This window comes from Nocardia sp. NPDC004278, from assembly GCF_053602975.1.
This window is the reverse complement of sequence record NZ_JBSGEQ010000061.1, coordinates 1-25,437: the sequence shown is the minus strand read 5'-3', so window position 1 is coordinate 25,437 and position 25,437 is coordinate 1. Positions and strand designations below refer to the sequence as shown.

The following is a 25,437-nucleotide window of genomic DNA, read 5'->3' as shown; positions in this document are numbered from 1 at the left end:
GCGATGAGCTCGACAGTGGCGCACCAGGCCGATGCGGCCGACGAGCGGTACCGCGCCGCCGCCTTCGTAAAACGCTCGATCAATAAGGTCTTTCCGACGCACTGGTCGTTCCTGCTCGGCGAGATCGCGCTGTACAGCTTCATCATTCTGCTGCTGTCGGGCGTGTATCTGACGCTGTTCTTCGAACCGTCGATGACCGAGGTTGTCTACGACGGCGCCTACCAGCCGTTGCGGGGCGTGCAGATGTCGGCTGCGTACCGCAGCACGCTGGATATCTCCTTCGACGTCCGCGGCGGGCTTTTCGTGCGGCAGGTACACCATTGGTCCGCTTTGCTTTTCACGGCGTCGATGATCATTCACATGTTCCGGATCTTCTTTACCGGCGCCTTCCGCAGGCCGCGCGAGGGCACCTGGGTGATCGGCGTGACGCTGTTGATGCTGGCAATGTTCGAGGGATTCTTCGGCTACTCGCTGCCGGACGATCTACTCTCGGGAACCGGTCTGCGCGCCGCGTTCAGCGGTATCACCATGAGCATCCCCGTGATCGGCACCTGGCTGCACTGGCTGATGTTCGGTGGTGACTTCCCGGGCACGATCATCATCCCGCGGTTGTACATCACGCATGTGCTGCTGTTTCCGGGCATCATGCTGGCGTTGATCGCCGCGCACATCGGTTTGGTGTGGTACCAGAAGCACACGCAGTTCCCCGGGCCGGCGCGCACCGAGCGCAACGTCGTCGGCGCCCGGATCGTGCCGGTGTTCTCGCTGGACCAAGGCGCGTTCTTCATGTTCACCCTGGGAACGGTCGCGCTTATGGGTGGTGTGCTGCAGATCAACCCGATCTGGAACCTAGGGCCCTACAACCCCTCTCAGGTGTCGGCGGGTTCGCAACCTGACTTCTACATGATGTGGACCGACGGCCTGGTGCGCTTGATGCCGCCGTGGGAGATCTACATCGGCGGCTACACGGTGCCCGCGGTGTTCTGGGTAGCGGTGATCATGGGGCTGGTGTTCGCGGTGCTCTACGCCTACCCGTGGATCGAGAAGCGGCTCAGCGGCGACACCGCCCACCACAATCTGCTGCAGCGGCCCCGTGATGTGCCGGTGCGCACGGGGATCGGCGCCATGGCGATCGCGTTCTATCTGGTGCTGACCTTGGCGTGTGTCAACGACATCATCGCGCTGAAGTTCAACATCTCGCTGAATACGACGACGTGGATCTTCCGTATCGGTCTGCTGACCGCGCCACCCATCGCGTATTACTTGGCGTACCGGTTCTGCATCGGTCTACAACGCAGTGACCGCGCGGTGCTCGAGCACGGCATCGAGACCGGTGTGATCAAGCGACTGCCGCACGGTGAGTACATCGAGGTGCACCAGTCGCTGGGGCCGGTCGACGAACACGGCCATCCGGTACCCCTGCCCTACCAGGGCGCCGCGATACCGAAGAAGATGAACAAGCTGGGTTCGGCGGGCAAACCGGGCACCGGCAGCTTCCTGCGGCCCGATCCGGCGGCGGAATCCGCGCGACACTTCGAGATCGAGCACGCGGAGGAACGCAAACAGCTCGCCGTGCTACAGAAGCATCAGGACCGAATCTCCGCCGACGGTGAAAGGCATGCACCATGATGTGGCCCGAGCGCTCGCAAGCGCCCGATACCGAGGACTACGGACTGCTCGTCGCGGCGGCCACCGTAACCAGCGCGACCACCGCACATGCGGTACGTGACCTGTTGCGCTATCACGGAATCCGGGCCACCACCGGCCCGGCGCACACCACCGGCCACCCCGACCGCCACCGCGTCCTCGTCTTCCCCGAGGACGCCGTCCGCGCCTACGAAATCCTCGTCGACAACACCGTCTGAGGACCTCGGGCTCACACCGCGGCCCGGACCGAGGGCCCCGAACCAACCCGGTTCGGGGCCCTCGGTCCGTTGGCGCCGCAATCGGTCGAGATAGTGATCACCGAAGTGCCATGCTGTTAAGTGCACACAGTTCCGAGCCGCATGGGAGCGGATCATGAGCTTTCACAAGATTCCGGCGGGGACCAGAGGGTCCAGGCCACCGTCACCGAATCCGGTCTACCGTCTCCTCACCCGGGCCATGGAGCGATACCACCGATTCCGCCACGACCGATTCCTCGGCATGGACCTGGTGTATCTGACCACGGTCGGCGCGAAGAGCGGCGAGGAACGTCGGGTGACGGTCAGCCGCTTTCCGGCCGACGACGGTGGCTGGCTCATCGTCGCCTCCATGGGCGGCGCGATCCAGCATCCGGGCTGGTATCACAATATCGCCGCACATCCCGATCAGGTGTGGGCCGAGGTGGGCGGGACGAAGTTCCAAGTGACGGCCGAACAGTTGGACGGCGAGCGGCGCGAGCGGGCCTGGCAGCAGATCACCGCCGAACAACCGCGCTATCTCGGCTACCAGAAAAAGACCGACCGGCTCATCCCGATCATCGAACTTCGACCATGCGGCTGATATCGCGCGCCTGTTGGCCGAGCAGACGGTAGGAGTTCACACGGTGTTGGACTCCCTACGCCAAGGTGGGCGAATGACTGGTTCGGACTTCGCCATCTCCCGGCGGACGCTGCTGCGCACCTCCGCCCTCGGTCTCGTCGCGGCCCCGGCGCTGGCCGCTTGTTCGAATGATGGTCCCGCACTGGTCCGTACGCGCCCGAAGCTCACGCACGGCGTCGCGGTCGGCGACCCGCGCGCCGACGGTGCACTGATCTGGGCGCGCTCGGATCAGCCGGCGAAGTTGATCGTGGAGACCGCGGCCACCGAATCCTTCACCGACGCCAAACGATTCACCAGTCCGCTGCTGACCCCGGACGCCGACGGCACCGGACGGGTGCGCGTCAACGGGCTGCCCGCGGGTCAGCAGGTGCACTACCGGGTGACCCTCGAAGGCGAGGACGGCGCCACCTCCGAACCGATCACGGGCGTATTCCGCACGGTGCCAACGGGCGCGGCCGATATCCGGCTGCAGTGGTCCGGCGATGTGGTCGGCCAGGGCTACGGCATCAATCCCGAACTCGGCGGCATGAAGATCTTCTCCGCCATGGCCGCACGCGACCCACACCTATTCATTCACTCCGGTGATTCGATCTACGCCGATGTGCCGTTGCAGGAATCGGTAACCCTGCCCGACGGGCGGATCTGGCGCAATGTCGTCTCCGAGGCGAAAAGCGCTGTCGCCCAGACGCTCGAGCAGTTCCGCGGCAACTACGCCTACAACCTGACCGACCAGAACTACCGCCGCTTCAACTCCGCGGTCGCCCAGGTGGTCCAGTGGGACGACCACGAAACCGTCAACAACTGGTACCACGGCGGCTTGGTCGCCGAGACCAAGGGCTACACCGAGCGCAGCATGGACACCCTGGCGACCCGCTCCTGGCAGGCCTTCCACGAGTGGATGCCGTTGGAGCCCAGGGAGGCGGTGGACGGACGCCTCTACCGCAAGATCTCCTACGGCCCGCTGCTGGACATCTTCGTGCTGGATATGCGGACCTATAAGGACACCAACGACATCAACAATGGACCAAACGGTCGCATCTTCGGTCCGGAACAGACGAAGTGGCTGATCGAGGGGCTCCGCGATGCCAAGGCCACCTGGAAGATCATCGCCAATGACCTGCCGCTCGGCCTGGTCGTCAAGGACGGTGAACAGAAAGTGATGGCCTACGAGGGCCCCGCGAACGGTGACAACGGCGCACCATCCGGCCGGGAAACCGAGATCGCCCAGGTGCTTTCGGCCATCAAAGCGAACAAGGTCGGCGGCGTGGTCTGGCTGACCGCCGATGTGCACTACACCGCGGCCCACCACTACGCACCGGAGCGCGCCGCGTTCACCGACTTCGACGAATTCTGGGAGTTCGTCTCCGGACCGCTGAATGCCGGTGCGTTCTTACCGAATCCGCTGGACGGCACCTTCGGTCCGGAGGCGGTATTCGTGCACGCACCCGATGTCCAGAACGCCTCGCCACTGGACAGCTACCAACATTTCGGTGAGGTATTGATCGATGGCAAGTCAAGGGAACTGACGGTCAACCTCTGCGATGCGACCGGATCTGTCCTGTTCAGCCAGCGGCTCGCGCCGCCGGTTCGCTAACGGTCGAGATCGAACGAGCATCGGAGCCCGCGCTGTGGTTAGCTTTCGATCCATGAGCACGCCGCACACTGTCGCCGCCGAAGAATATCTACCTCGTGACACCGCGGATGTCGTTCGTACTGTGCGGAATTCACGCGGTCGAGTGGAAAGCCTCATGGTGCGTGGCGGCGAACCGATCGACGACGGTCTTTCGCTACCCGATCCGCGCACGGTGGTGTCGCTGCGCAAGATGAACGCCGTACTCGATATCAACCTCGGCAGACGCACCGTGCGCGTGCAGGCCGGCGCCAAACTGTCCGATATCGATCGCCGCCTCGGCGCACACGGGCTCGGTCTGCCGATCATCGGCGACCACCGCGATATCACCGCTGGCGGTTTCGCCTCGGTCGGCGGCGTGAGCACGGCATCGCACAAGTACGGGATGTTCATCGATCGGATCGTGGATCTCGAGTACGTCGATCCGGACGGACGCATCGGCACCTGTGGACGCAGCCACCACACCGAGCGCTTCCACCGGATCCTGGGCGCGGGCGGGCGCGCCGGCATCATCACCGCGCTCACCCTGGATGTGATCGATATCGATAAGGACCACACCTGGCTCACCACCGACGCCGACCGGTTCCTCGACTTCGACTCCTTCGTCGAACACGCCTACGCCGAAATCGCCCGGCCGGGCAATGCCGCACTGCAGGTCGGTCGCTGGGTCGATACCGCACCGCTGAAGGTGTCGCGGCCGGTGGGCACCGGACATGTGCAGTTGGGGACCGTGCGCTTCGGGCAGTGGTCGAGCCTGTATCCGACCACCCCGACCCGATCGCTGCGCGCGCGTCGTGAGGTCGGCTCCAAGACCAGGAAGTCGCTGGGCGCCATCGCCTCCGCGGCGGGCGGGCGCGCGGGCGCACCCGTGCGCAATGCCGCCGCGGGCGCACTCATGTTCGCCCCGAAGGTGCTGACGCTGCGCGATGCCGAGTACCTCGCCGATACCGTGATCAGCTCCTCGGAGCGCGGCCCCGCCTACCGGGTCGCGATCTTCGCGCCGCTATCGACCTACACCTCGATCTTCTACCGACTGCACGACCTGTTTGCCGGACACCGGGAACGGACCGGCTGCTTCACCGTGATCTCCGCGATGACCTACGGCGTGCGCTCCAACTACCTGCGTGAGGAGGCACAGGCACGCGGGCTGTCGGTCGAGGATCATGGCTTGATCACCTTCACCTGTCGTTTGCGGCCATCGGCGCTGCCCTCAGAACTGTTGCGCGACATCGTCACCGGAATCGATGAGATCTGCGTTTCCGAACGCGCCCTGCGGTACGACTCCGCGGATTAGACTGTGTCGCGCCGCATATAGTCGCCAGCAAATAGCTTCATCGCCCATCGGCGGCACTGCTATTTGCTGGCGTCAGCGGTCGACTTCGACACTGTCGGCGGGGTGTCGATGCGTTGGTTCAGCCCATCTAGGTGAAGGTTGCTCTGATGCTCGAATTCCGGCCCGCCCCGGCCCGGCTGCCCGACCGTAAGCGGCAGCGTCCCGAATCCATCGAGGGCCTGCGGGTGCTTGTGACCGACGCCTGCTCGGATATCGGCCGCGCCACCGCCGACCTACTGGCCCAACATGGCGCTCAACTGCTACTCGTCGCCCGACGCGGGGACCGACTCGTGGCCGCCTGCAATGAGATTGCCGATGCGGGCGGTCATGCCGGGTGGTTCCGCTGCGATATCTCCGCACTCGACGATGTCGACCAGCTCGTGCACTGGGTACTGACCGAATTCGGCACCGTGGACGTGCTGATCAACAATGCGGGCCGGCCGGTGCGTCGACCCGTATCGCAATCGCTGGACCGTTTCCGTGACTACCAGCGCATGATGGCCACCAACTACTTCGGCCCGCTGCGCCTGACCCTCGGGCTGTTGCCAGCCATGTTGGATTCCGGTTCGGGGCACGTGATCAATGTCGGCCCGTGGAGTCTGAATACCGGTGCCGCACCGAATTTCGCCTCCTACGCCAGTTCCCAGGCCGCCTGGACCACTTTCGGGCAGTGCGCGGACGCCGAATTGTCGCCGCGCGGTATCCAGGTGACCAGCGTCCGGTATCCGGCCGTCCAACCCGAATCCGGCACCATCGCACACTTCGTCGCCGAACCCGCGCTGGAGCCCACCGACGCCGCCCGGCTCATCGAAACGGCCATCCGCACCCGCCCGGCCCATCTCGAACCCCGCTTCGCCCGCACGCTGCGCGGGCTGGCGGGAGTAGCGCCCCGCTCCACCAGCCGCCTGCTCTCCCGCCTCGCCTCGTTGTAGCCCATGCAGCGTCGGGGGCCTCTGCTCCACCACAAACCGCCTGACCGCGTCCTAGCCACGCCTGCGGCTCAGGAGCAGCCGGAATTGCTGGGCAAACGGGTAGACATATGTCGTGGACACTGTTGAGAAGCGATTGGGACTCGTGCTGCGGGCTCCGGTCGACTCGCTGGTTACCGACGATCGGGTGCGGATGCCGGACAGCGTTGCCCTGTGGAACCTGCCGGAGCACGATCGGGCCGCATTGCGGGCCTGGGGAATGCCCAGCGATATGCCGATGGTGGCTGATCCACAGTTCGGGGTCGAGCCGGAGCTGACCCCGACCATCGCCAGCGACCAGCAGCGCCGGTTGCTCACCGCGGATCGACGCCTCTATCGACTGGGTCGGTGGGGACGGCACCCGCTCACCCTGATCGGGGCGCTCGCCGGTGACGGGACAGTGTTCGGGCTGAAGGAGACACCACTCTCGACCGCCGATCTGCCGCCGGTGATGCCGGACCTCAACCCCGCCGTCGCCTATCTCAACTCCTCGGTGGCCCGGTTCCTCGAGGTCGCCTGGCGGTGGCGAGCCGCCAGCCGGATCCTGCGGGAATTGACCGAAACCGAACCGCCGTTTCCGGGAACCCGCATTGCGCTGACCGAACGGGGCGAGGACGCAGATGCCATCCACGCGGCGTACCTCGAGGAATGCGAGCAGGTGTGGGAACGTACCGACGTCGATATAGCGGCGGTGCTGGCCGCGATGGCGGAGATCGACAATTTGACCGGACCCGATGGGCGCGAATCGCTCTGGGTGGAGCTGATCAACAGCTTCCCCAGCTGAGCACCAGAAAACGCCGAAGCGCCCCACCGGAATCCGGCAGGGCGCTTCGGAAAGAGCTACTCGCTCAGTGCTTCTCCGGGCCGAGGTAGTACTCGAAGACCAGGCCGGCGGCCGCACCGAGGATGCAGACCACGCCGATGCCGATCAGCCAGAACTGGAAGAAGGCCAGGCCCAGTGCGGTGATGGAGCCCGCCGCGGCCAGCGTGATGGGCCAGAAGCTGCCGGGCGAGAAGAAGCCCAGGTCGCCCGCGCCGTCCACGATCTCGGCGTCCTCGTAGTCCTCCGGACGCAGGTCGAGGCGCCGCGCGACGAATCGGAAGTAGGTGCCGATGATCAGCGACAGACCGGCGGTCAGCACCGTCGCGGTGGTGCCGGCCCATTCGACACCGGTCCGCGACTGGCCGGTGAAGTAGCCGTACACGATCGCCACGATCACAAAGAACACCGTGAGCAGTTCGAAAATCCGCGCTTCGATCTTCATATCAGATCAGTCCTCACTTGCTCTCTGCCGCGGCCGCGCTCTTGGTGTCGCGCTTGGTGTTGAACGGCTGGGTGGAGGTGGCGACCGGGGATTCACCGATGGACTCGAGCGCCTCGGCGTTGGTCTTGCCCGCCTTGCGCGCATCAATGTACTTGGTGAACTTCTCCGGCGACACCGCACGGACCTCGAAGTTCATCATCGAGTGGAAGGTGCCGCACATCTCGGCGCAGCGGCCGACGAACGCGCCCTCCTTCTCGATCTTGGTGATCTGGAAGACGTTATCGGAGTGGTTTTCCTTCGGGTTCGGCATCACGTCCCGCTTGAACAGGAACTCCGGCACCCAGAAGGCGTGCACCACGTCGGCGGCGGCCAGCTGGAATTCGATGATCTTGCCGGTCGGCAGCACGAGTACCGGAATCTCGGTGCTGGAGCCGACGGTCTCGACCTTGTCGTAGTGCAGGTAGGACAGGATGTCGTTCTCCGGCTTGCCGTGCACCGGGCCCGGCTGCGGGTGACCGTCCTTGGTCCGCTCCTTGTACTCCTCGAGCTGTTCCTGGTTGGCGTCCTCGCGGGCCTTATCGATGCCGTCGAAGCGGAAGCCGTCCTTGAAGTCGACATTGCGGTAGCCGAACTTCCAGTTCCACTGGAAGGCGGTCACGTCGACGGTCACGTCCGGGTTGCCGACCTTCTCGTGCACGTAGTTCTGCACGACCACGGTGAAGTAGAACAGCACCGCGATGATGACGAACGGCACGGCGGTGTAGGTCAGCTCCAGCGGCACGTTGTAACCGGTCTGGCGCGGGAACTCCGGGGAGTCCTTCTTCTTGCGGTGGAAGGTTACGGTCCAGAAGGTCAGACCCCACACCAGCACACCCATCGCCAATGCCGCGATGACCGACCACGTCCACAGTTCCCGCATCCGGGTCGCCTGCGGCGTGACACCCGAGGGCCAGCCGAATCGCAGCCAAACATTGTCGATCGAGCAGCCCGAGACGAGCATCGCGGTGATCCCCAAGGACACCGCCAAGCCGACCCGCCGAAGGATGCGGCCCTGCCGACCCTTCACGGGTCGTGCCCCGATCTCTTCGCTCGCCTTGTGCGCCACGCTCACGCCTTCCTGGTCGCCACACATTCCGACAGTGCACCGCCCGGGTTGCGATCGCCCGGCGGTACGTCTCAAGCACGTTTCAGGGCATTCCGGTCGGCCCGCCCGCTTCGGCGCACGATCCACCTAAGAATGTCCTGAGTACTACGCAGCGTAGACCAAACCGGCGCCCCGTTTGACGTCGGGTCGGATTCGACACTCCACCGATCCCGAGGCGGGTCCGGTCACCCGGACATCGTCGCAGTACAGCGCGTGCCCCGCGACCGGAATCGGCACGTGCGACGCAGGCGGACACAACATTTCGGATGCCGGATGCGAGGGCGTCTCCGGGACCGGTGATCGCGAACGATCCAGTGGCGCGACACACGAATCCGCCCGGTGCGGCATACTCGGACACGAGATTTCGCCCTGTGCGCCCACCACTGTCGGGCGCAGCCACCCAGTGATTCGGGCCAGTGCCCGTACCAAGTAGGAAACGAGGTTGCCGACGCCGTGTGTGGACTGCTCGGATTTCTGACATCTGATGCGGCAACCGACGACGTCGTGGAGCGGGTGTACAACGCCCTGCACTGCGTGCGCCATCGCGGCCCGGACGAGCGCGGCACCTGGCACGACGATCATGTGATCTACGGCTTCAACCGCCTGTCGATCATCGATATCGAGCATTCGCACCAGCCGCTGCGCTGGGGTCCGGCCGAGAATCGCGAGCGCTACGCGCTCACCTTCAACGGCGAGATCTACAACTACATCGAGATCCGCGCGGAGCTCGCGAAGGCGCATGCCGAGGAGTTCCCGGACGGCAAGATCTTCGAAACCGAGGGCGACGGCGAGGCGATCGTCGCAGCCTTCCACTACTGGGGTCCGGAGGCCGTGCGCAAGCTGCGTGGCATGTTCGCGTTCGCGATCTGGGATACCCAGACCCAGGAGTTGTTCCTGGCGCGCGATCCGTTCGGCATCAAGCCCCTGTTCCTGGCGACCGGCCCCGGCGGGACCGCATTCGGCAGTGAGAAGAAGAGCCTGTTGGAGCTGCTGCCCGCGCTCGGGCTCTCCGATGCTTTGGATCCGCGGGTGCTGGAGCACTACACCGTGCTGCAGTACGTGCCGGAACCGGAGACGCTGCACAAGGACATCCGCCGCCTGGAATCCGGGCACTACGCGACCGTGCGGGCGGGCGAGGCGCCGAAGGTCACCCGCTACTTCGACCCGCAGTTCAAGGTGCGGGCCTTCGCTCCCGGCTCGGCGGGCGCCCGCTACCGGGAGATCGCCGAGGCGCTGGAGGACTCCGTCGCCAAGCATATGCGCGCGGATGTGACCGTCGGCTCATTCCTGTCCGGCGGAATCGACTCCACCGCGGTCGCGGCACTGGCCATGCGGCACAACCCGAAGCTGATCACCTTCACCACCGGCTTCGAACGTGAGGGCTACTCCGAGGTCGATGTGGCGGCCGAGAGCGCGGAGGCGATCGGCGCGCGGCATATCGTGAAGGTCGTCTCCCCCGCCGAATTCGCCGCGGCGATCCCCGAAATCGTCTGGTACCTGGACGATCCGGTGGCCGACCCGGCGCTGGTGCCGCTGTACTTCGTGGCCAAGGAGGCGCGCAAGCACGTCAAGGTGGTGCTCTCGGGTGAGGGCGCGGACGAGTTGTTCGGCGGGTACACGATCTACCGGGAACCGTTGTCGCTCAAGCCCTTCGAATATCTGCCGCGCGGGGTCCGCAAGCTGGCGGGCCGGCTGTCGGAGCGGATTCCGGACGGTACGCGCGGTAAGAGCCTGCTGCACCGCGGCTCACTCACCCTCGAGGAGCGCTACTACGGCAACGCGCGCAGCTTCAGCGACGCGCAGTTGCGTGCGGTGCTGCGGGAATTCCGGCCGGAGTGGACCCATCAGGACGTCACCGCGCCGATCTACGCGCAGTCGCGCGGCTGGGATCCGGTGACGCGCATGCAGCATCTGGATCTCTACACCTGGCTGCGCGGCGACATCCTGGTCAAGGCCGACAAGATAACCATGGCGAATTCGCTGGAGCTGCGGGTGCCGTTCCTGGACTCCGAGGTGCTGAAGGTGGCCGAACAGCTGCCCTACGAGCAGAAGATCACCAAGGAGACCACCAAATACGCACTGCGCCAAGCGCTGGAGGGCATCGTCCCGCCGCATGTGCTGCACCGCGCGAAGCTGGGTTTCCCGGTCCCGCTGCGGCATTGGCTGCGCGGCACCGAACTCTACGACTGGGCCCACCTGCAGATCGCCGAATCGCAGACCGATCACCTGCTCGACAAGGGCGCGATCAAGGGCATGCTCGAAGACCACCGCGCAGGCCGCGGCGACCACAGCCGCCGCCTCTGGACCCTGCTCGTCTTCATGGTCTGGCACGGCATCTTCGTCGAACACCGCATCACCCCCGATATCCAGGAACCGGTCTACCCCGTTTCGCTCTAGTCACTGCCGCGCGCGAATCGGCGCGCGGCACAACGTAAACGGCCGCACCCACCTACGTGGTGGATGCGGCCGTTCTGCGAGCGGTCCAGGAAGGTCAGAGCAGGGGCTTGATGTCGGCGGCGGCTTCGGGGCCGTAGGCGGCGGTGAGGCGTTCGAGGGCATCGTCCTTGTTGAGGGTCCACTCCTGGGTGCCCATAGTCTCGAGGACGAGAACCGCGATGAGCGAACCCAACTGGGCGGAGCGCTCCAGGGAGAGTCCGGCGGTGTGGCCGGTGAGGAAGCCCGCGCGGAAGGCGTCGCCGACGCCGGTGGGCTCGACCTTGTTCACCTCGGGGACCACGCCGACGATCACCTCGGTGCCGTCGCGGTCGACGATCTGCACGCCGTCCTTGCCGAGTGTGGTGACGCGGATGCCGACCTTGCGCGCGACCTCCTCCTCGCTCAGACCGGTTTTCTGCAGCAGCAGCGCCCACTCGTACTTATTGGTGAAAAGGTATGCGGCGCTGTCGATCAGTTGGACGGACTGATCGCCGTCGAGGCGGGCCAACTGCTGGGACGGGTCGGCGGCGAACGGGATGCCGAGTTCGCGGCATTCGGCGGTGTGCCGCAGCATGGCCTCGGGATCATTGGCACCGATGAGCACCAGGTCGAGCGTGTGGTCCTCGGCGAGTTCACCGATCGAGATATCGCGGGCCTCGCTCATCGCCCCCGGGTAGAACGAGGCGATCTGGGCCATATCGTCATCGGTCGTGCAGACGAAGCGCGCGGTATGCGCCCGCTCGGAGATCTTGACGGTGGAGCAATCGACGCCGTTCTTCTCCAGCCAGGCGCGGTACTCCCCGAAATCCGCGCCGACCGCGCCGACGAGCAGCGGGGTGCGGTTCAGAACGCCCATGGCATAGGCGATATTGCCAGCGACCCCACCCTTGCGGATCTGCAGATCATCGACGAGAAAGCTCACCGATACATGGTCGAGCTGATCGGCCAGCAGCGCGTCGGCGAACCTTCCGGGGAAGCGCATGAGATGGTCGGTCGCAATGGACGCGGACACGGCGATAGACACGAAGCTGAGCCCTTCGGTAGGCGGCTAGACGGTGAAGACTCGGAAAACTAGGTCCCCGTCTTTACCGTACCTTCCCGTCTCCCCGGATACGCCTGCCCGCCGCTGCCAATATTCAGCCGAACAGCGCGTGTCGCACGATTCTCATCGTGGACGAGCGGTCAGCAGATCGCCGGGTCGCGGATGGACCCGGCGATCGACTTTCGGAGATCAGTTGAAGGAGTCGCCGCAGGCGCAGGAACCCGTCGCGTTCGGGTTGTCGATCGTGAAGCCCTGCTTCTCGATGGTGTCGACGAAGTCGATCGAGGCGCCCTGCACGTACGGCGCGCTCATCCGGTCGACGGCCAGCTTGACCCCGCCGAAGTCGACGGTCAGGTCACCGTCGAGCGAGCGGTCGTCGAAGAAGAGCTGATAGCGCAGGCCGGCACAGCCACCCGGCTGCACGGCGATACGCAGGGCGAGGTCGTCGCGACCCTCTTGATCCAGCAGCGCCTTCGCCTTGCTGGCAGCGGCGTCGGTCAGAGTCACACCGTGGGTGGTCGTCTCGTCTTGCACAGTCATGAACTCTCCTCAGGACAGCTGTGTTCAACCCGTGAACAGCGCACGGCTCGTGGCTGTCAACACCACTCAGCGGGCTGTTATTCCCCCATCTTGCCACCACCGGACCCGACCGTGGACACAACCTCCCACCGACCACATTTCCGGCTGCATAGTGCATCGAATAGCCTGGTCGCGTGAAATTGTTCCGTCGCGGCGAGTCCAGCACCACCGACGAGAGCGCCGACCAGACGGCGGGCTCGGACGGCGGCTCGACCGCAGTCTCCATCTCGAAAGCGGCCACCGCCACCGAAGGCAAGGGCCGCCCCACCCCGAAACGTCGTGACGCGCAAGGCAAGCGGCGTGGCCCGGTCGCCCCCGCACCGCTCACCGCGAAGGAGGCGCGCGCCCGGCGCAAGGCCACGCGCGGCAACCGCGAGGAGCGCAAGGCGGCGTCGGCCGAGCGCCGTTTGGCCGCCCAGGATCGGCGCGCCAGGATGCTCGCTGGCGAAGACAAGTACCTGCTGCCCCGCGACCAGGGTCCGGTGCGGGCGTACACACGTGACATCGTCGACGCCCGGCGCAACCTGGTCGGGCTATTCATGCCGATGGCCCTGGTCCTGATCCTGTCGATGTTCGTGGCGCCCGCACTGCAGACCATTGTGACGTTGGCGATGCTGGTGATGATGGTGTTCATGATCGCCGAGGGGTTCCTGCTCGGCCGGATCGTCAACGGACGGGTGCGGGAGCGCTTCCCGGACAGCACCGACACCGGGTACAAGCTGGGCTGGTATGCCTTCGTCCGCGCCTCACAGATTCGCAAGATGCGGGCGCCCAAGCCGCGCGTGGGCCCCGGCGACGCGGTCTAGCTCGCATCAGTCCCGACAGCCGCACACCTCGATCGAGGGGTGCGGCTGTCGGCGTTTCCGGGTCAGTGGTGGTATGCGCGGCCGAGGACCGCGGACAGGTCGGACTGCAGACGCTGGGCGTCACGGTCGATGACATTTGCCGATCCGGCGTGGCCGCCTGCTCGCGTGATCAGAACCGCGAAGCCCACCACAACCGCCATGCTCAGGAGAAAAGTAATCATGGCAGTAATTTTGCGCCCGATGATTTACCGCCGAAAGTGGCTGTACTGACATTGTCCGCAAAGATTCAGCCAGGTACCCTGTAGCCATGCTGTCCAAGGTCGCCGTTGTGCTCTCGGAGCGCTTGGCCATGTTCGAATTCGGCGTGGTCTGTGAGGTTTTCGGGCTCGATCGCACCGCGGACGGACTGCCCGGATTCGATTTCAAGGTGTGCGGTGCCGAACCGGGCAAGCCGCTGCCGTCCACCACGCCGGGTATCACCGTTACGCCGGAGTACGGGCTGGAGGAGTTGGCGAAGGCCGATCTCGTGGCGATTCCGGCCTTCCCCGCTTCCGCCTTCGAAAAGGGGCTCGACCCGCGCGTCGTCGGCGCGATACGGGAGGCCTCGGATGCCGGGGCGATCGTGCTCACCGTGTGTTCCGGGGCGTTCCTGGCCGGGGCGGCCGGGCTGCTCGACGGTCGCAAATGCACGACGCACTGGCGTTATGTGGACCAGTTGGCCGCACAGTTCCCGGAGGCGACCGTCGATCCCGATGTGCTGTTCGTCGACGAAGGCAATCTCATCACTTCCGCTGGCACGGCAGCGGGCATCGACGCCTGCCTGCATCTGGTGCGCCGGGAGATCGGTAGCTCGGTCGCGAACGCGATCGCCCGACGCATGGTGGTGCCGCCGCAGCGCGATGGCGGACAGCGCCAATTCATCGAGCGTCCGGTCCCCGAATGCACCTCCGACAGCCTCAGCTCCACCCTGCAGTGGATGAGCGAAAACCTCGAGCTGCCGCACACGATCGACGATCTCGCCGCCCGCTCGGTGATGTCCACCCGCACCTTCGCCCGCCGCTTCGCCGCCGAAACCGGGACCACCCCGGTGAAATGGCTGACCAACCAGCGCGTGCTCTACGCCAAGCATCTACTCGAGGACACCGACGAGGGCCTGGAACAGATTGCCGCACAAGCGGGTTTCGGTTCCGGTGCGCTGCTGCGGCATCACTTCCAGAAGGTCGTCGGCATCGCGCCGACCGAGTACCGCCGCCGCTTCGGGGCCGCGGAGGCGAGCGAACAACGCTCCTGAAGCGCGCCAATGGAGCGTTCCGCGCGGAATCGGCGTTCTTTCGGCAGCTCGAGACCGGCGCCCGACCGCAGGGGCGCGTAGCGATCCGGGCCGCCGATCAGCGCGACGCGCGGGTAAAGGACCCAATTGATCGCGGGGGGTAAAAGACCCGATTGATACGGTGCTGCGGTGTCGGACAGCTCACCTGCTCACAACCGCCCGCACCGCAGCCTGGTGCTCGGTGGCGCGCGATCCGGTAAGTCCGCGTTCGCGGAAGTGCTGGCGGCCGAGGGCGGCCCCGTGCGCTATATCGCCACCGCGATTCCCGATTCGGCCGATCTCGACTTCGCCGAACGCATCGCCCGCCACCGTGACCGCAGGCCCGCGGATTGGACCGTCCTCGAAAGCGCCGATCCGGCAGCGGTTCTGCGCGCCGCTCCCCCGGCCGGAACGACACTGATCGACGATATCGGCAGCTGGCTGACCGCCCGCATCGATGCCCGCGCCGCCTGGGACGCCCCGCGCGGCGCCATATCCCCGGACACCGACGCCCTGGTCACCGCCGTCGCCGCCTATCCGGGCCGCCTGGTGATCGTGACCCCCGAGGTCGGTATGGGCGTCATCCCGGCCACCCGCTCCGGCCGCCTGTTCCGCGATGAAATCGGCACCCTCAACCAGCGCCTCGCGCAGACCTGCGATGAAGCGTTCTTCATCGTCGCGGGCCTGCCGCTGCGCCTGAAGTAAGGCCGCACGCGACATCTCGGGATCCACACTACGGCGGGAGTGCGGCGTGCGACTGTTCGCGGACCACCCGCGGTCCCGAGGGGCACGATCCGGGTGCGGGCAAGTGGTTCCGTGGCTGCGGCGGGGTGTTGTGCAGGCTGCCGCAGTGCCTAGGTCAACGCCGATCCTGTGGCTCCGAGGCTCTGGAGGAGCCGGCGCCGGTTCGGACACAGGCGCGGGGTGGTTGAGCGCGTGGGCGGGGGTCGCGGCAAGATTGGGCCGGATAAGGACTGCGCGGTGTAGGAATGAACTGCCCCGACCCGGAAAGGCTCGATAGTGACAGACGGATTCGGACCGGTTGCGCCACCCGACGCGGGAATTCGGGCGGCGGCGGAGCAGCGGCAGGCACAGCTGACCAAACCCGGTGGCGCGCTCGGGCGGCTGGAAACGCTCGGAAATTGGGTGTCGGCGTGCCAGGGGGTATGCCCACCGAAGCAATTCGAGCGGGCGCGGGTGGTGGTGTTCGCCGGGGATCACGGCGTTGCGCGTCATGGTGTTTCGGCGTACCCGAGTGAGGTGACCGCGCAGATGGTCGCCAATTTCCTCGGCGGCGGGGCGGCGGTGAATACGCTGGCCGGGGTGGCGGGCGCGACCGTGCGCGTCGTCGATATCTCCGTCGACGCCGATACCGACGCGCGGGTCGCCGCGCACAAGGTGCGCCGGTCCAGTGGGGCGATCGACCGCGAGGACGCGCTCAGCGATGAGGAAATCCGAGCGGCATTGGCAGCGGGCAAGGCGATCGCCGACGAGGAGATCGACGGGGGCGCCGACCTGCTGATCGCGGGCGATATGGGCATCGGCAACACCACTCCGGCGACCGTACTCATCGCGACCCTCACCGATACCGAGCCGATCGCCGCCGTCGGCCGCGGCACCGGCGTGGACGATGCGGGCTGGGTCCGCAAGGTGGCCGCGATCCGCGATGCCATGCGCCGTGCCCGCCCGGTCGCCAAGGATCCGGTCGAGCTGCTGCGCGTGGCCGCGGGCGCCGATTTCGCCGCCATGGCGGGCTTCCTCGCCCAAGCCGCGATCCGCCGCACCCCCGTCATTCTCGACGGTGTGGTGGTCACGGCAGCCGCCCTGGTCGCCGAGGACCTGGCGGCGGGTGCCAGCGCCTGGTGGCTCGCGGGCCACCGCTCCACCGAACCCGCCCACACCCTCGCGCTACGCCACCTGCGCCTCGAGCCCCTACTCGACCTCGACATGCGCCTCGGCGAAGGCTCCGGCGCCCTCACCGCCCTCCCCATCCTCCGCGCCGCCGTCGCCACCCTCGCCGAAATGGCAACCTTCGCGGAAGCCGGTGTGAGCACCGCCGATTCGGCCACCGAAGCCGAAGCCGAAGCCGAAGCCGAAGCCGAAGCCGAAGCCGAAGCCGGGACCAGCATCGCCCCTGACGCGACCGGGCAACCGGACCTGCGGAAATAGGCAGGTGGCCGGTTTGCGGCTTGCGGTCTCCTGGCTGACGGTACTGCCGGTGCAGGGGCCGGACAGTGTCGATCGTGGGGCGGCCGGGCGGGCGATTGCGCTGGCGCCATTGGTGGGGGCCGGGCTGGGCGGGGCTGCTGCCGGGGTGCTCTGGCTGCTGGTGTGGGCCGGGGCGAGTGCACCGCTCGCGGGGCTGGTTGTGGTTGCCGGATCGGCGCTGATCACTCGGGGGATGCATGTGGATGGGCTGGCCGACACGATGGACGGGTTGGGGTCCTACGGTTCGCCCGAGCGAGCCCGGCAGGTCATGAAGAGTGGTGGGGCCGGGCCGTTCGGGGTGGCCGCGATCGTATTCGCCGTTGGGATCCAAGCGTTTTCGTTCGCCGGGCTGGCGCAGGCCGATCGCTGGTTCGCGGTGGTGCTCGCGGTGGCCGTCGGCCGGGTCGCGGTGGTGCTCGCCTGTCGCCGCGGCATCGATGCCGCGCCCGACACCGGCTTCGGCGCACTGGTCGCAGGCACGCAGCGCCTGGTCACCATCGCGCTCTGGGTGGTGCTCACCCTCATCGCCAGCGCCTGCACAGTCCCGGAGCACCGTTGGCTCGGTCCGCTCGTTGTCCTTGTCGCCCTCGGCATTTCGGCCCTGCTGGTCCGACATTCCACGCGCCGCTTCGGCGGCCTCTCCGGCGATATCCTCGGCGCGACACTCGAGATTTCCGTCGCGATCACGGCCGCAGGACTATCGCTGGGCACCTGACCCATCCGCCGCATACCGGCGCCAACTGGGCACACTCGTCCGGCGGCCCGGCTGGGTCGAAGGCGATCCGGTCGCCGCACCGATCGATGCGACGACCGCCCGCGATACAGCAGTGCGCCGCGCTCATCAGTCATCACCGCATCACCTCCCGCACGTGGCCCCACCGGGTACTATCCGTCCCAATGCAGGTGACCGCATCCAACTGCTGCGACTCCGGCAAACCGCGTGTATGGCGGGCCAGCACCGGCGAGCACGGCGAGCACGGCGAGCACGGCGAGCACGGCGAGCACGGCGAGCACGGATAGCTTCGTTCGTCCCGCTGATCAAGCACATGCCCGCACCCGCCCGCGCACCCCTCACCAGGAGATAGCTGGCGTAGTGCGCGCATTGTCTGGGTCGGGCAATAAGGTGGGCGGTATGTCTTCCGAGCGCCTCTACTTTCGTCAGCTGTTATCCGGTCGGGACTTCGCCGTGGGTGATCCGATTGCGACACAGATGCGGAACTTCGCCTATTTGATCGGCGACCGGGAGACCGGAGAGTGTGTGGTGGTGGATCCGGCGTATGCGGCCGGGGACCTGGTCGATATCGCCGAGGGCGACGGACTGCGGCTGACGGGAGTGCTCGCCACCCATCACCATCCAGATCATGTCGGCGGGACCATGCTCGGATTCACCCTGCGCGGGGTTCGGGAACTGCTCGAGAAGACCAGCGTTCCGGTGCACGTCAATGCCAAAGAACTGTCCTGGGTGGCCAATGTCACCGGCATCGCACCGAGTGAACTCACCGGACACGAGCACGGCGACAAGGTCGGCGTCGGCGCGTTCGATATCGAACTGCTGCACACCCCCGGCCACACGCCGGGCAGCCAGTGCTTCCTGTTCGACAATCGCCTCATCGCGGGCGACACACTCTTCGTCGACGGCTGCGGCCGCACCGACTTCCCCGGCGGTGACTCCGACGAAATGTTCCGCAGCCTGCGCTATCTCGCGAACCTGTCCGGCGACCCGGTCGTCTATCCGGGCCACTGGTACTCCGAGGAACCCTCCGCGACCCTGTCCTCGGTCAAGGAGAGCAACTACGTCATGCGGCCGCAGACCCTGGAGGAATGGCGCATGTTCATGCCCAGCTGACCACCGAGGCCACCTACATGCCGCGCATCCATCCGTGGATGTCGGCGAAGGTGCCGCGCTGGATACCGGTCAACGTATCGCGCAGCGCCATGGTGACCTCACCGGGTTCGCCACCGCCGATGGCGAATTCGCCGTCGGCGGAGCGAACCCAGCCGACGGGGGTGATCACCGCGGCGGTCCCGCATGCGAAAACCTCGGTGATCTCTCCGGATTCGGCGCCCTTGCGCCACTCCTCGACCGAAACCTTGCGCTGCTCGACCACGTAACCCGAATCGGCGGCGAGGGTGAGCAGCGAGTCGCGGGTGATACCGGGCAGCAGCGAACCGGACAGTTCGGGGGTGACCAGGCGCGCCTCGGAGCCGGAACCGAAGACGAAGAACAGGTTGTTGGTGCCCATCTCCTCGACGTAGCGCCGCTCGCAGGCGTCGAGCCAGACGACCTGATCGCACCCCTTCTCCGAGGCCTGGGCCTGGGCGAGCAGCGAGGCCGCGTAATTGCCGGCGACCTTGGCCTCGCCGGTACCGCCCGGTGCCGCGCGCACGTATTCGGTGGACAACCAGACCCGCACCGGCTTGACACCGCGCGGGAAGTACGCTCCCGCAGGCGAACCCAGCAGCAGGTACTTGTAGGCGGAGGCGGGCTTCACGCCGAGCCCGGCCTCGGTGGCGAACATGAACGGCCGCAGGTACAGCGACTCCTCACCACCGGCCGCGGGTACCCAGTCGCTGTCGACCTCGAGCAGTTGACGCACGGATTCGATGAATAGTTCCTCCGGCAGTTCCGCCATCGCCATCCGGCGCGCGGACTTGCGGAAGCGCGTGGCATTCGCGTCGATGCGGAAACAGGAGATGCTGCCGTCGTGCTGACGGTAGGCCTTCAGCCCTTCGAAGATGGCCTGACCGTAGTGGAACACCATGGTCGCCGGATCCAGCGGCAACGGACCGTACGGCTCGACGCGGGCATTGCCCCAACCCTCGCCCTCGGTGTAGTCGATGGAAACCATGTGGTCGGTGAAGAAGCGCCCGAAACCAGGTGCCGCCAGAATCTCCTGTACCCGCTGCGCCGAAGTGGGCGCGGGATGCGGAACACGGGTGAACTGTGCGGCGATCGTCATGCGCCTGATCCTATCCGGCGCCGTCGCGCCGCGGTGCGTGTGTTCGACAAGCCCCGATCAGGACGTGCGGACCTGGACAAACGGCGGACGGATGACCTCACAGCGCAGGCGGCGGCCGCGGACGTCGACCTCGACCTGCGCACCCGGTTCGACGCCCGCCTCGGTATCGAACAGAGCCAGGGCGATGCCGATCTGCAGCGTGGGCGAGAACGTGCCAGAGGTCGTTTCGCCGACGGGTGCGTCGTCGCGCAATACGGACTGTCCCTGCCGCAGCACGCCCCGGTCGAGTGCCCTGAGTCCCAACAGGATTCGCCGCGGCCCCGCCGATTTCTCCTGTTCCAGTGCGTCCTTGCCCCAGAACTCGGGCTTCTTCCAGCCGACCGCCCACCCGCAGCGTGCCTGCACCGGCGAAATCTCGAGGGACAGTTCATGTCCGTGCAGCGGGTAACCCATTTCGGTGCGCAAGGTATCGCGTGCGCCGAGACCGGCTGGCTGTCCGTCCTGTGCGCGGACCTGCTCGACGAGCGCGCGGAACAACGGCTCGGCATCGGCCCAACGCGGCAGCAGCTCATAACCGTGTTCGCCGGTGTATCCGGTCCGGCAGACCCGCACCCGGCGCCCGTCCCAGTCGGCGTCGGCGTAGGCCATGTACTCCATATCGGTCGGCAGCCCGAGCGCGGTGAGCACCTCCGTCGAACGCGGTCCCTGCACCGCGAACACGCCGTAGTCGCGGTGCTCATCGGTCACCGTGATGCCCTCGGGGGCGACCTTCTGCAACTCGGCGACGACGGCCGCGGTGTTGGCGGCATTGGGCACCAGGAAGATCTCGTCATCGCTGACGTAGTAGGCGATCAGATCGTCGATCACGCCACCGTCGGGCGCACAGCACAGCGTGTACTGCGCCTTGCCCGGCCGGATCCGGCCGAGATCATTGGTGAGCGCCGAATTCACGAACGCCGCCGCACCCGCACCGCGGACCGTCGCCTTGCCGAGATGGCTCACATCGAACAGGCCGACGGTCGTGCGCACCGCCTGATGCTCGCCGACCGTCCCCGCGTACGACACCGGCATCTGCCACCCGCCGAACGGCGCAAACTTCGCCCCGAGCTCGACATGGACGTCATGGATCGGGCCCTGCAGCAGATTCGTCTCGGTCACCCGGCGAGCTTAGCCCGGCGTCGTCCGCCCCTGGGGCTGGTACTCGCCTGCTGGCTAGGCCGAACTCGATCAGCCGCGGAACCACATTGGAATCAGTGTCGGGCCGTCCTCCGGCAGGGTGTGGGTCCGCCCTTCGCGCACAAATCCCATGCGCGTGTAGAGCCGGGCCGATCGTTCGGTACTGGCCTCCAGAAATGTCGGAATACCCGCCTCGGATGCGGCCCTCAGCCGGTCGGTGAGGACGGCGCCGCCCGCACCCTTTCCGCGATGCTCCGGTACCGTCACGATCACCTGGAGGTAGCGGTGCGGGAATGCGCGCGGATGTTCCCTGGCGAGCAGGGCGGTCACATAGGCCGAGCGGCGCAGCACCGAGACCTCGGGGGCGGCATCGGCGGCCGCCCGGAGTTCGGCGGCCTCGGCCGCGTAACGGTCGACGGAAGTGACGGTCTGCCACAGCGATACGGTTCGGATTCCGTCATCTGCCTCGGCGATCCAGATCTCGTCCTCGCGCAGCGCCTTGTCGATCAGATCGGGCACCCAGCCCGCGAGGAACCGATCGGCGGAATGGCCGTGCAGTATCCACGCGGCCACCGCCTCGTCAATGGCGGCCGCGGCGAATGCGGCGATGAGCGGATCACGATCCACCGCAGTCGCCTGTCGAACGGTCGAACCGGTCCCCATAACGCAATCCTCTCGCCGTGAACGGTGTCCGCATTCGCCAATGTAGATAGGACATGCAGGGGTTGCCAGCTACAACCGAACTCGTGCTGGTCGAAAGTGCGCCCGCACCAACGACATCGGCGGACCTGCGGGCCACGCTCGAGCACTCCGCCCGGTCCCGAACCGGACTTCGCCGTCCTGCTCGATACCGGCCGCCAACTGCTCCTCGACGGGATAGCGGCGCGACTGCCCAGTAACCTGTGCCCATGACCGCTGTTGCAGATCGCTCGCTCGGACCGGAACTGGACTTGGTCGACATCATCGGCCCTGACACCGACGTCCTGGTGATCGGATTGGTGTCCGGTGACGACGGCCCGACGATCGCCACCCTGGAGGACGACTTCGTCGACAACATCCTCACCGCGGAGGTGCGCGCCGCGCTTCAGGAACAGCTGCGCGCCGTCGGCGCGAAGGGCAAGGCCGAGGAACTGACCCGGATTCCGGCGCCCGCCGGTCTGGGTGCGAAGAGTGTGCTCGCCGTCGGACTCGGCGCCGCGGACAAGATCGATGCCGAGCAGATCCGCCGCTCGGCCGGTGTGGCCGCACGCTCGCTGACCGGTGTCGGCCGGGCCGTGACCACGCTGTCGGGTCTGGAGGGCGGCATCGGCCCGACCGCCGAGGGGTTCTTCCTCGGCGCGTACACATTCACCGCGTTCAAATCCGAGAGCGCCAACGGCAAACCGGATGAGCAGCCGGTGCGCAAGGTCGAGCTCCTGGTCGGCGATCCGAGCGCGTCCTATCGCAAGGGTTTCGAGCACGACTGGGTGGTCGCAGAATCGATCGCCACCGCACGCGATTTCGTCAATACCCCGCCCAGCCACCTGTACCCGGCCGAATTCGCCGCCCGCGCAAAGACTCTCGGCGAAGCCGCCGGTCTGCAGGTGGAGGTGCTCGACGATCAGGAACTCGCCGACGGCGGCTACGGCGGTGTGCTCGGCGTCGGCAAGGGCTCATCGCGCCCGCCCCGACTGATCCGCCTGACCTATCGCGGCGGCGATAAGAAGAAGGTCGCCCTGATCGGCAAGGGCATCACCTTCGACACCGGCGGTATCTCCATCAAGCCGGCCGCGAATATGGAGAATATGACCTCGGATATGGCGGGCGCCGCCGCGGTCATCGCGGCTACCGTCGCCGCGGCCAAGCTCGAGCTGCCGGTCACCGTGATCGCGACCGTCCCGATGGCGGAGAACATGCCATCGGCCACCGCCCAGCGCCCCGGCGATGTGCTCACCCAGTACGGCGGCAAGACCGTCGAGGTGCTGAATACCGATGCCGAGGGCCGCCTCATCCTGGCCGACGCGATCGTGCGCGCGAGCGAGGACGAGCCGGACTACCTCATCGACGTCGCCACCCTGACCGGCGCCCAGATGGTCGCGCTCGGCACCCGCACTCCCGGCGTCATGGGCACCGACGACTTCCGCGACCGCGTCGCCCGCATCTCCCGGCTGGCGGGCGAAAACGGCTGGGCCATGCCGCTTCCCACCGAACTGCGGGCCGACCTGAACTCCAAGGTCGCCGATCTGGCCAATGTCGCACCACACCGTTGGGGCGGCATGCTCTCGGCGGCGATCTTCCTCAAGGAGTTCGTCCCGGAAGGCGTGCAGTGGGCGCATCTGGATGTCGCGGGCCCGGCCTACAACACCGGCGGCCCCTTCGGCTACATCGGTAAGGGCGGCACCGGGGTTCCGGTGCGCACGCTGGTCTCGGTGATCGAGGACATCGCGGCCGAGGATCTGTCGGACGCATCGGAGTAACCGCCGCGGCTCGACAACGCACGGAACGCCCGTCGCGGATCGCCGCGACGGGCTCCGCGCCGCCGGTCGCCAGTGGCTCGAACTCCACTGCGGGGGAGCCGGTCGCGCCACGGCGGTCTTCGCGCCGAGAACAAATTGAACGAAACGAACAGTCGCTAGAGCTCGCCCAGATCGCGTTCCAGCGCCCGCTGGCGCTCGATCCGCTTGCGGGCGTCGTAATCACGCATCCGTTGTGGATATCCGGTTTTGCGAACGTCGTAGACGGGGATCCGCAAATCACCGGCTAGTCGTTGCGCTCCGCGTTCGCCGACGACCCGGCGCGTCCATTCGCCGTCGGCCGCGACCAACACGACAGTGACATCGGTCACCGTCGTCTTGGGTTCTACGTAGCCTTCGACCCCGGTATGGGTGCGTACCCACTCGGCGAGATAGCGGGCATCCGCACCATTGCCCCTTCCCCCACGTAAACCGCTGCCACCCCGGGCCGCGCCGCTCCGGAAACGATCCAGCAAACCCAACGACGCCGACCTCCTTTCACCTGAGATCGGGCGCTCGGCGCCCGTCATTCCATCTTGCCAGCCCACCGCAGTTCGCTGCCCTGTGCTACGCGTCTCGCGAGCGAGTGCAAGGATGGATCGCGGTACAAGAACCGCACAGATCTCCGGTGCCACGCACAATGATCGGTGGCTTTCGGGCTTTCGCCGCGACCGGCGGTGGGCGCCCGCAGAGAGATCAACTGTTGTAGAACCCGTCGAGCAGTCAGAGGAGTCAACGGACATGGCCTTCTCCGTCCAGATGCCCGCTCTTGGTGAGAGCGTCACCGAGGGAACGGTGACCAGGTGGCTGAAGCAGGAAGGAGACACGGTCGAGGTCGACGAGCCACTGCTCGAGGTCTCCACCGATAAGGTCGACACCGAGATCCCGTCCCCGACGGCGGGTGTGTTGTCGAAGATCGTCGCGCAGGAAGACGATGTCGTCGAGGTCGGTGGTGAGCTCGGGGTGATCAGCGAAGCCGGTGAGGCGCCCGCGCCCGCCGCCGCACCTGCACCGGCAGCCGCGCCTGCACCCGCCCCGGCCCCCGCGCCCGCCCCGGAACCGGCCCCCGCGCCGGTCGCCGCCGCGGCCCCCGCACCCGCACCCGCACCCGCGGCTCCTGCCGCACCCGCCCCCGCCGCCGCGTCCGGCACCCCGGTCAAGATGCCGGAACTCGGCGAGTCGGTCACCGAGGGCACCGTCACCCGCTGGCTCAAGCAGGTCGGTGACCAGGTCGCCGTCGATGAGCCGCTGCTCGAGGTCTCCACCGATAAGGTCGATACCGAGATCCCGTCGCCCGTCGCGGGCACCCTGCTGGAGATCTCCGCGCAGGAAGACGATGTCGTCGCCGTCGGTGGACAGCTCGGCGTGATCGGCAGTGGTGCCCCCGCGGCCGCCGCACCGGCCCCCGCCCCTGCGGCTCCGGCTGCCCCTGCTCCCGCTGCCCCTGCTCCCGCTGCTGCTCCTGCCCCCGCCGCACCTGCTCCGGCGCCGGCCCCTGCGGCGACTCGAATACACGGCTCGGTGCTCGGCAGTTGCTCCATGGCACCGGCCAGTCTGCGTGCCACA

26 protein-coding genes are annotated in these 25,437 nt (G+C 66.8%); 17 read left to right on the top strand and 9 right to left on the bottom strand.

The window, feature by feature from the left end; all coding sequences use genetic code 11:
• The first annotated feature begins 3 nt into the window (after positions 1-3).
• The 7 genes from qcrB to ACWEO2_RS42100 all read left to right on the top strand — a co-directional run bounded on the left by qcrB (position 4) and on the right by ACWEO2_RS42100 (position 7,238).
• On the top strand, positions 4-1,629 hold the full coding sequence (gene qcrB, locus ACWEO2_RS42130) for a cytochrome bc1 complex cytochrome b subunit (RefSeq protein WP_452410504.1): 1,626 nt from the start codon (positions 4-6) through the stop codon (positions 1,627-1,629).
• Positions 1,626-1,865, top strand: a complete 240-nt coding sequence (locus tag ACWEO2_RS42125) for a hypothetical protein (RefSeq protein ID WP_452410503.1) — start codon at positions 1,626-1,628, stop codon at positions 1,863-1,865. Before qcrB ends, ACWEO2_RS42125 begins: the two co-directional genes overlap by 4 nt.
• Before the next feature lie 154 nt (positions 1,866-2,019).
• Positions 2,020-2,484, top strand: a complete 465-nt coding sequence (locus ACWEO2_RS42120) for a nitroreductase/quinone reductase family protein (protein ID WP_452410502.1) — start codon at positions 2,020-2,022, stop codon at positions 2,482-2,484.
• A 73-nt stretch (positions 2,485-2,557) separates the two neighbouring features.
• Positions 2,558-4,117 carry an alkaline phosphatase D family protein gene (locus tag ACWEO2_RS42115; protein WP_452410501.1) on the top strand — a complete coding sequence of 520 codons (1,560 nt, stop codon included), beginning with the start codon at positions 2,558-2,560 and terminating at the stop codon, positions 4,115-4,117.
• Positions 4,118-4,169: 52 nt separating this feature from the next.
• The gene (locus ACWEO2_RS42110; RefSeq protein WP_452410500.1) at positions 4,170-5,447 is read left to right on the top strand and encodes an FAD-binding oxidoreductase; all 1,278 of its coding nucleotides are present in this window, start codon (positions 4,170-4,172) and stop codon (positions 5,445-5,447) included.
• 146 nt (positions 5,448-5,593) lie between these two features.
• Positions 5,594-6,418, top strand: coding sequence for an SDR family NAD(P)-dependent oxidoreductase (locus tag ACWEO2_RS42105; protein ID WP_452410499.1), 825 nt, complete (start codon positions 5,594-5,596; stop codon positions 6,416-6,418).
• A 112-nt stretch (positions 6,419-6,530) separates the two neighbouring features.
• Positions 6,531-7,238, top strand: coding sequence for an SUKH-4 family immunity protein (locus ACWEO2_RS42100; protein WP_452410498.1), 708 nt, complete (start codon positions 6,531-6,533; stop codon positions 7,236-7,238).
• A 64-nt stretch (positions 7,239-7,302) separates the two neighbouring features.
• On the opposite strand, the gene ACWEO2_RS42095 is transcribed toward ACWEO2_RS42100, so the two are convergent.
• Positions 7,303-7,719, bottom strand: a complete 417-nt coding sequence (locus tag ACWEO2_RS42095) for a cytochrome c oxidase subunit 4 (RefSeq protein WP_354961057.1) — start codon at positions 7,717-7,719, stop codon at positions 7,303-7,305.
• Positions 7,720-7,732: 13 nt separating this feature from the next.
• Complete coding sequence (gene ctaC / locus ACWEO2_RS42090; RefSeq protein ID WP_452410508.1) at positions 7,733-8,785, bottom strand: aa3-type cytochrome oxidase subunit II; 1,053 nt, start codon at positions 8,783-8,785, stop codon at positions 7,733-7,735.
• A 531-nt stretch (positions 8,786-9,316) separates the two neighbouring features.
• On the opposite strand from ctaC, the gene asnB reads away from it, so the two are divergent.
• Positions 9,317-11,260 carry an asparagine synthase (glutamine-hydrolyzing) gene (gene asnB, locus ACWEO2_RS42085; RefSeq protein WP_452410497.1) on the top strand — a complete coding sequence of 648 codons (1,944 nt, stop codon included), beginning with the start codon at positions 9,317-9,319 and terminating at the stop codon, positions 11,258-11,260.
• A 94-nt stretch (positions 11,261-11,354) separates the two neighbouring features.
• On the opposite strand, the gene ACWEO2_RS42080 is transcribed toward asnB, so the two are convergent.
• On the bottom strand, positions 11,355-12,323 hold the full coding sequence (locus tag ACWEO2_RS42080) for a carbohydrate kinase family protein (RefSeq protein ID WP_452410496.1): 969 nt from the start codon (positions 12,321-12,323) through the stop codon (positions 11,355-11,357).
• A 207-nt stretch (positions 12,324-12,530) separates the two neighbouring features.
• A complete protein-coding gene (locus ACWEO2_RS42075; protein ID WP_040688522.1) occupies positions 12,531-12,881 on the bottom strand; it encodes a HesB/IscA family protein in 351 nt (116 codons plus the stop codon).
• 173 nt (positions 12,882-13,054) lie between these two features.
• Between ACWEO2_RS42075 and ACWEO2_RS42070 the strand changes: the two genes are divergently transcribed.
• Complete coding sequence (locus ACWEO2_RS42070) at positions 13,055-13,726, top strand: DUF3043 domain-containing protein (protein WP_355187170.1); 672 nt, start codon at positions 13,055-13,057, stop codon at positions 13,724-13,726.
• 62 nt (positions 13,727-13,788) lie between these two features.
• Here ACWEO2_RS42070 and ACWEO2_RS42065 read toward each other — a convergent pair whose 3' ends face one another.
• Positions 13,789-13,947: a hypothetical protein gene (locus ACWEO2_RS42065; protein WP_355187168.1), complete on the bottom strand. Its 159-nt coding sequence runs from the start codon at positions 13,945-13,947 to the stop codon at positions 13,789-13,791.
• 86 nt (positions 13,948-14,033) lie between these two features.
• Between ACWEO2_RS42065 and ACWEO2_RS42060 the strand changes: the two genes are divergently transcribed.
• From ACWEO2_RS42060 to ACWEO2_RS42035, 6 genes are all read left to right on the top strand, one after another.
• Positions 14,034-15,017, top strand: a complete 984-nt coding sequence (locus ACWEO2_RS42060; protein ID WP_452410495.1) for a helix-turn-helix domain-containing protein — start codon at positions 14,034-14,036, stop codon at positions 15,015-15,017.
• 168 nt (positions 15,018-15,185) lie between these two features.
• Positions 15,186-15,740 (top strand): bifunctional adenosylcobinamide kinase/adenosylcobinamide-phosphate guanylyltransferase, encoded by a 555-nt coding sequence (cobU, locus tag ACWEO2_RS42055; protein ID WP_452410494.1) that lies wholly within the window; start codon positions 15,186-15,188, stop codon positions 15,738-15,740.
• A 315-nt stretch (positions 15,741-16,055) separates the two neighbouring features.
• Complete coding sequence (gene cobT / locus ACWEO2_RS42050) at positions 16,056-17,204, top strand: nicotinate-nucleotide--dimethylbenzimidazole phosphoribosyltransferase (RefSeq protein ID WP_452410493.1); 1,149 nt, start codon at positions 16,056-16,058, stop codon at positions 17,202-17,204.
• A 4-nt stretch (positions 17,205-17,208) separates the two neighbouring features.
• Positions 17,209-17,958, top strand: a complete 750-nt coding sequence (locus tag ACWEO2_RS42045; RefSeq protein WP_452410492.1) for an adenosylcobinamide-GDP ribazoletransferase — start codon at positions 17,209-17,211, stop codon at positions 17,956-17,958.
• Positions 17,959-18,140: 182 nt separating this feature from the next.
• A complete protein-coding gene (locus tag ACWEO2_RS42040; RefSeq protein WP_452410491.1) occupies positions 18,141-18,263 on the top strand; it encodes a hypothetical protein in 123 nt (40 codons plus the stop codon).
• Positions 18,264-18,375: 112 nt separating this feature from the next.
• Positions 18,376-19,089 carry an MBL fold metallo-hydrolase gene (locus tag ACWEO2_RS42035; RefSeq protein ID WP_355187154.1) on the top strand — a complete coding sequence of 238 codons (714 nt, stop codon included), beginning with the start codon at positions 18,376-18,378 and terminating at the stop codon, positions 19,087-19,089.
• Positions 19,090-19,102: 13 nt separating this feature from the next.
• On the opposite strand, the gene ACWEO2_RS42030 is transcribed toward ACWEO2_RS42035, so the two are convergent.
• The 3 genes from ACWEO2_RS42030 to ACWEO2_RS42020 form a co-directional block, all read right to left on the bottom strand.
• Positions 19,103-20,203: a branched-chain amino acid aminotransferase gene (locus tag ACWEO2_RS42030; protein ID WP_452410490.1), complete on the bottom strand. Its 1,101-nt coding sequence runs from the start codon at positions 20,201-20,203 to the stop codon at positions 19,103-19,105.
• A 57-nt stretch (positions 20,204-20,260) separates the two neighbouring features.
• Positions 20,261-21,361, bottom strand: coding sequence for a glycine cleavage system aminomethyltransferase GcvT (gene gcvT / locus ACWEO2_RS42025; RefSeq protein WP_452410489.1), 1,101 nt, complete (start codon positions 21,359-21,361; stop codon positions 20,261-20,263).
• Positions 21,362-21,430: 69 nt separating this feature from the next.
• Positions 21,431-22,042 carry a GNAT family N-acetyltransferase gene (locus ACWEO2_RS42020; protein ID WP_452410488.1) on the bottom strand — a complete coding sequence of 204 codons (612 nt, stop codon included), beginning with the start codon at positions 22,040-22,042 and terminating at the stop codon, positions 21,431-21,433.
• Between the two features lie 245 nt (positions 22,043-22,287).
• On the opposite strand from ACWEO2_RS42020, the gene ACWEO2_RS42015 reads away from it, so the two are divergent.
• Positions 22,288-23,835: a leucyl aminopeptidase gene (locus ACWEO2_RS42015; RefSeq protein ID WP_452410487.1), complete on the top strand. Its 1,548-nt coding sequence runs from the start codon at positions 22,288-22,290 to the stop codon at positions 23,833-23,835.
• A gap of 155 nt (positions 23,836-23,990) precedes the next feature.
• On the opposite strand, the gene ACWEO2_RS42010 is transcribed toward ACWEO2_RS42015, so the two are convergent.
• Positions 23,991-24,353, bottom strand: a complete 363-nt coding sequence (locus ACWEO2_RS42010; RefSeq protein WP_452410486.1) for an oxidoreductase — start codon at positions 24,351-24,353, stop codon at positions 23,991-23,993.
• Between the two features lie 259 nt (positions 24,354-24,612).
• Between ACWEO2_RS42010 and ACWEO2_RS42005 the strand changes: the two genes are divergently transcribed.
• Positions 24,613-25,437 (top strand): biotin/lipoyl-containing protein (locus tag ACWEO2_RS42005; RefSeq protein ID WP_452410485.1); only part of this gene is annotated, 825 nt, incomplete at its 3' end.

Excerpts from the sequence above, each read along its gene's own strand:
- ACWEO2_RS42035 (WP_355187154.1), top strand. The coding sequence starts at position 18,376 with ATGTCTTCCGAGCGCCTCTACTTTCGTCAGCTGTTATCCGGTCGGGAC.
- ACWEO2_RS42095 (WP_354961057.1), bottom strand. The coding sequence starts at position 7,719 with ATGAAGATCGAAGCGCGGATTTTCGAACTGCTCACGGTGTTCTTTGTG.
- ACWEO2_RS42030 (WP_452410490.1), bottom strand. The coding sequence starts at position 20,203 with ATGACGATCGCCGCACAGTTCACCCGTGTTCCGCATCCCGCGCCCACT.
- ACWEO2_RS42115 (WP_452410501.1), top strand. The coding sequence starts at position 2,558 with ATGACTGGTTCGGACTTCGCCATCTCCCGGCGGACGCTGCTGCGCACC.
- ACWEO2_RS42105 (WP_452410499.1), top strand. The coding sequence starts at position 5,594 with ATGCTCGAATTCCGGCCCGCCCCGGCCCGGCTGCCCGACCGTAAGCGG.
- ACWEO2_RS42065 (WP_355187168.1), bottom strand. The coding sequence starts at position 13,947 with ATGATTACTTTTCTCCTGAGCATGGCGGTTGTGGTGGGCTTCGCGGTT.
- ACWEO2_RS42120 (WP_452410502.1), top strand. The coding sequence starts at position 2,020 with ATGAGCTTTCACAAGATTCCGGCGGGGACCAGAGGGTCCAGGCCACCG.
- ACWEO2_RS42075 (WP_040688522.1), bottom strand. The coding sequence starts at position 12,881 with ATGACTGTGCAAGACGAGACGACCACCCACGGTGTGACTCTGACCGAC.
- ACWEO2_RS42015 (WP_452410487.1), top strand. The coding sequence starts at position 22,288 with ATGACCGCTGTTGCAGATCGCTCGCTCGGACCGGAACTGGACTTGGTC.
- ACWEO2_RS42040 (WP_452410491.1), top strand. The coding sequence starts at position 18,141 with ATGCAGGTGACCGCATCCAACTGCTGCGACTCCGGCAAACCGCGTGTA.
- ACWEO2_RS42125 (WP_452410503.1), top strand. The coding sequence starts at position 1,626 with ATGATGTGGCCCGAGCGCTCGCAAGCGCCCGATACCGAGGACTACGGA.
- qcrB (WP_452410504.1), top strand. The coding sequence starts at position 4 with ATGAGCTCGACAGTGGCGCACCAGGCCGATGCGGCCGACGAGCGGTAC.
- ACWEO2_RS42060 (WP_452410495.1), top strand. The coding sequence starts at position 14,034 with ATGCTGTCCAAGGTCGCCGTTGTGCTCTCGGAGCGCTTGGCCATGTTC.
- ACWEO2_RS42110 (WP_452410500.1), top strand. The coding sequence starts at position 4,170 with ATGAGCACGCCGCACACTGTCGCCGCCGAAGAATATCTACCTCGTGAC.
- ACWEO2_RS42020 (WP_452410488.1), bottom strand. The coding sequence starts at position 22,042 with ATGGGGACCGGTTCGACCGTTCGACAGGCGACTGCGGTGGATCGTGAT.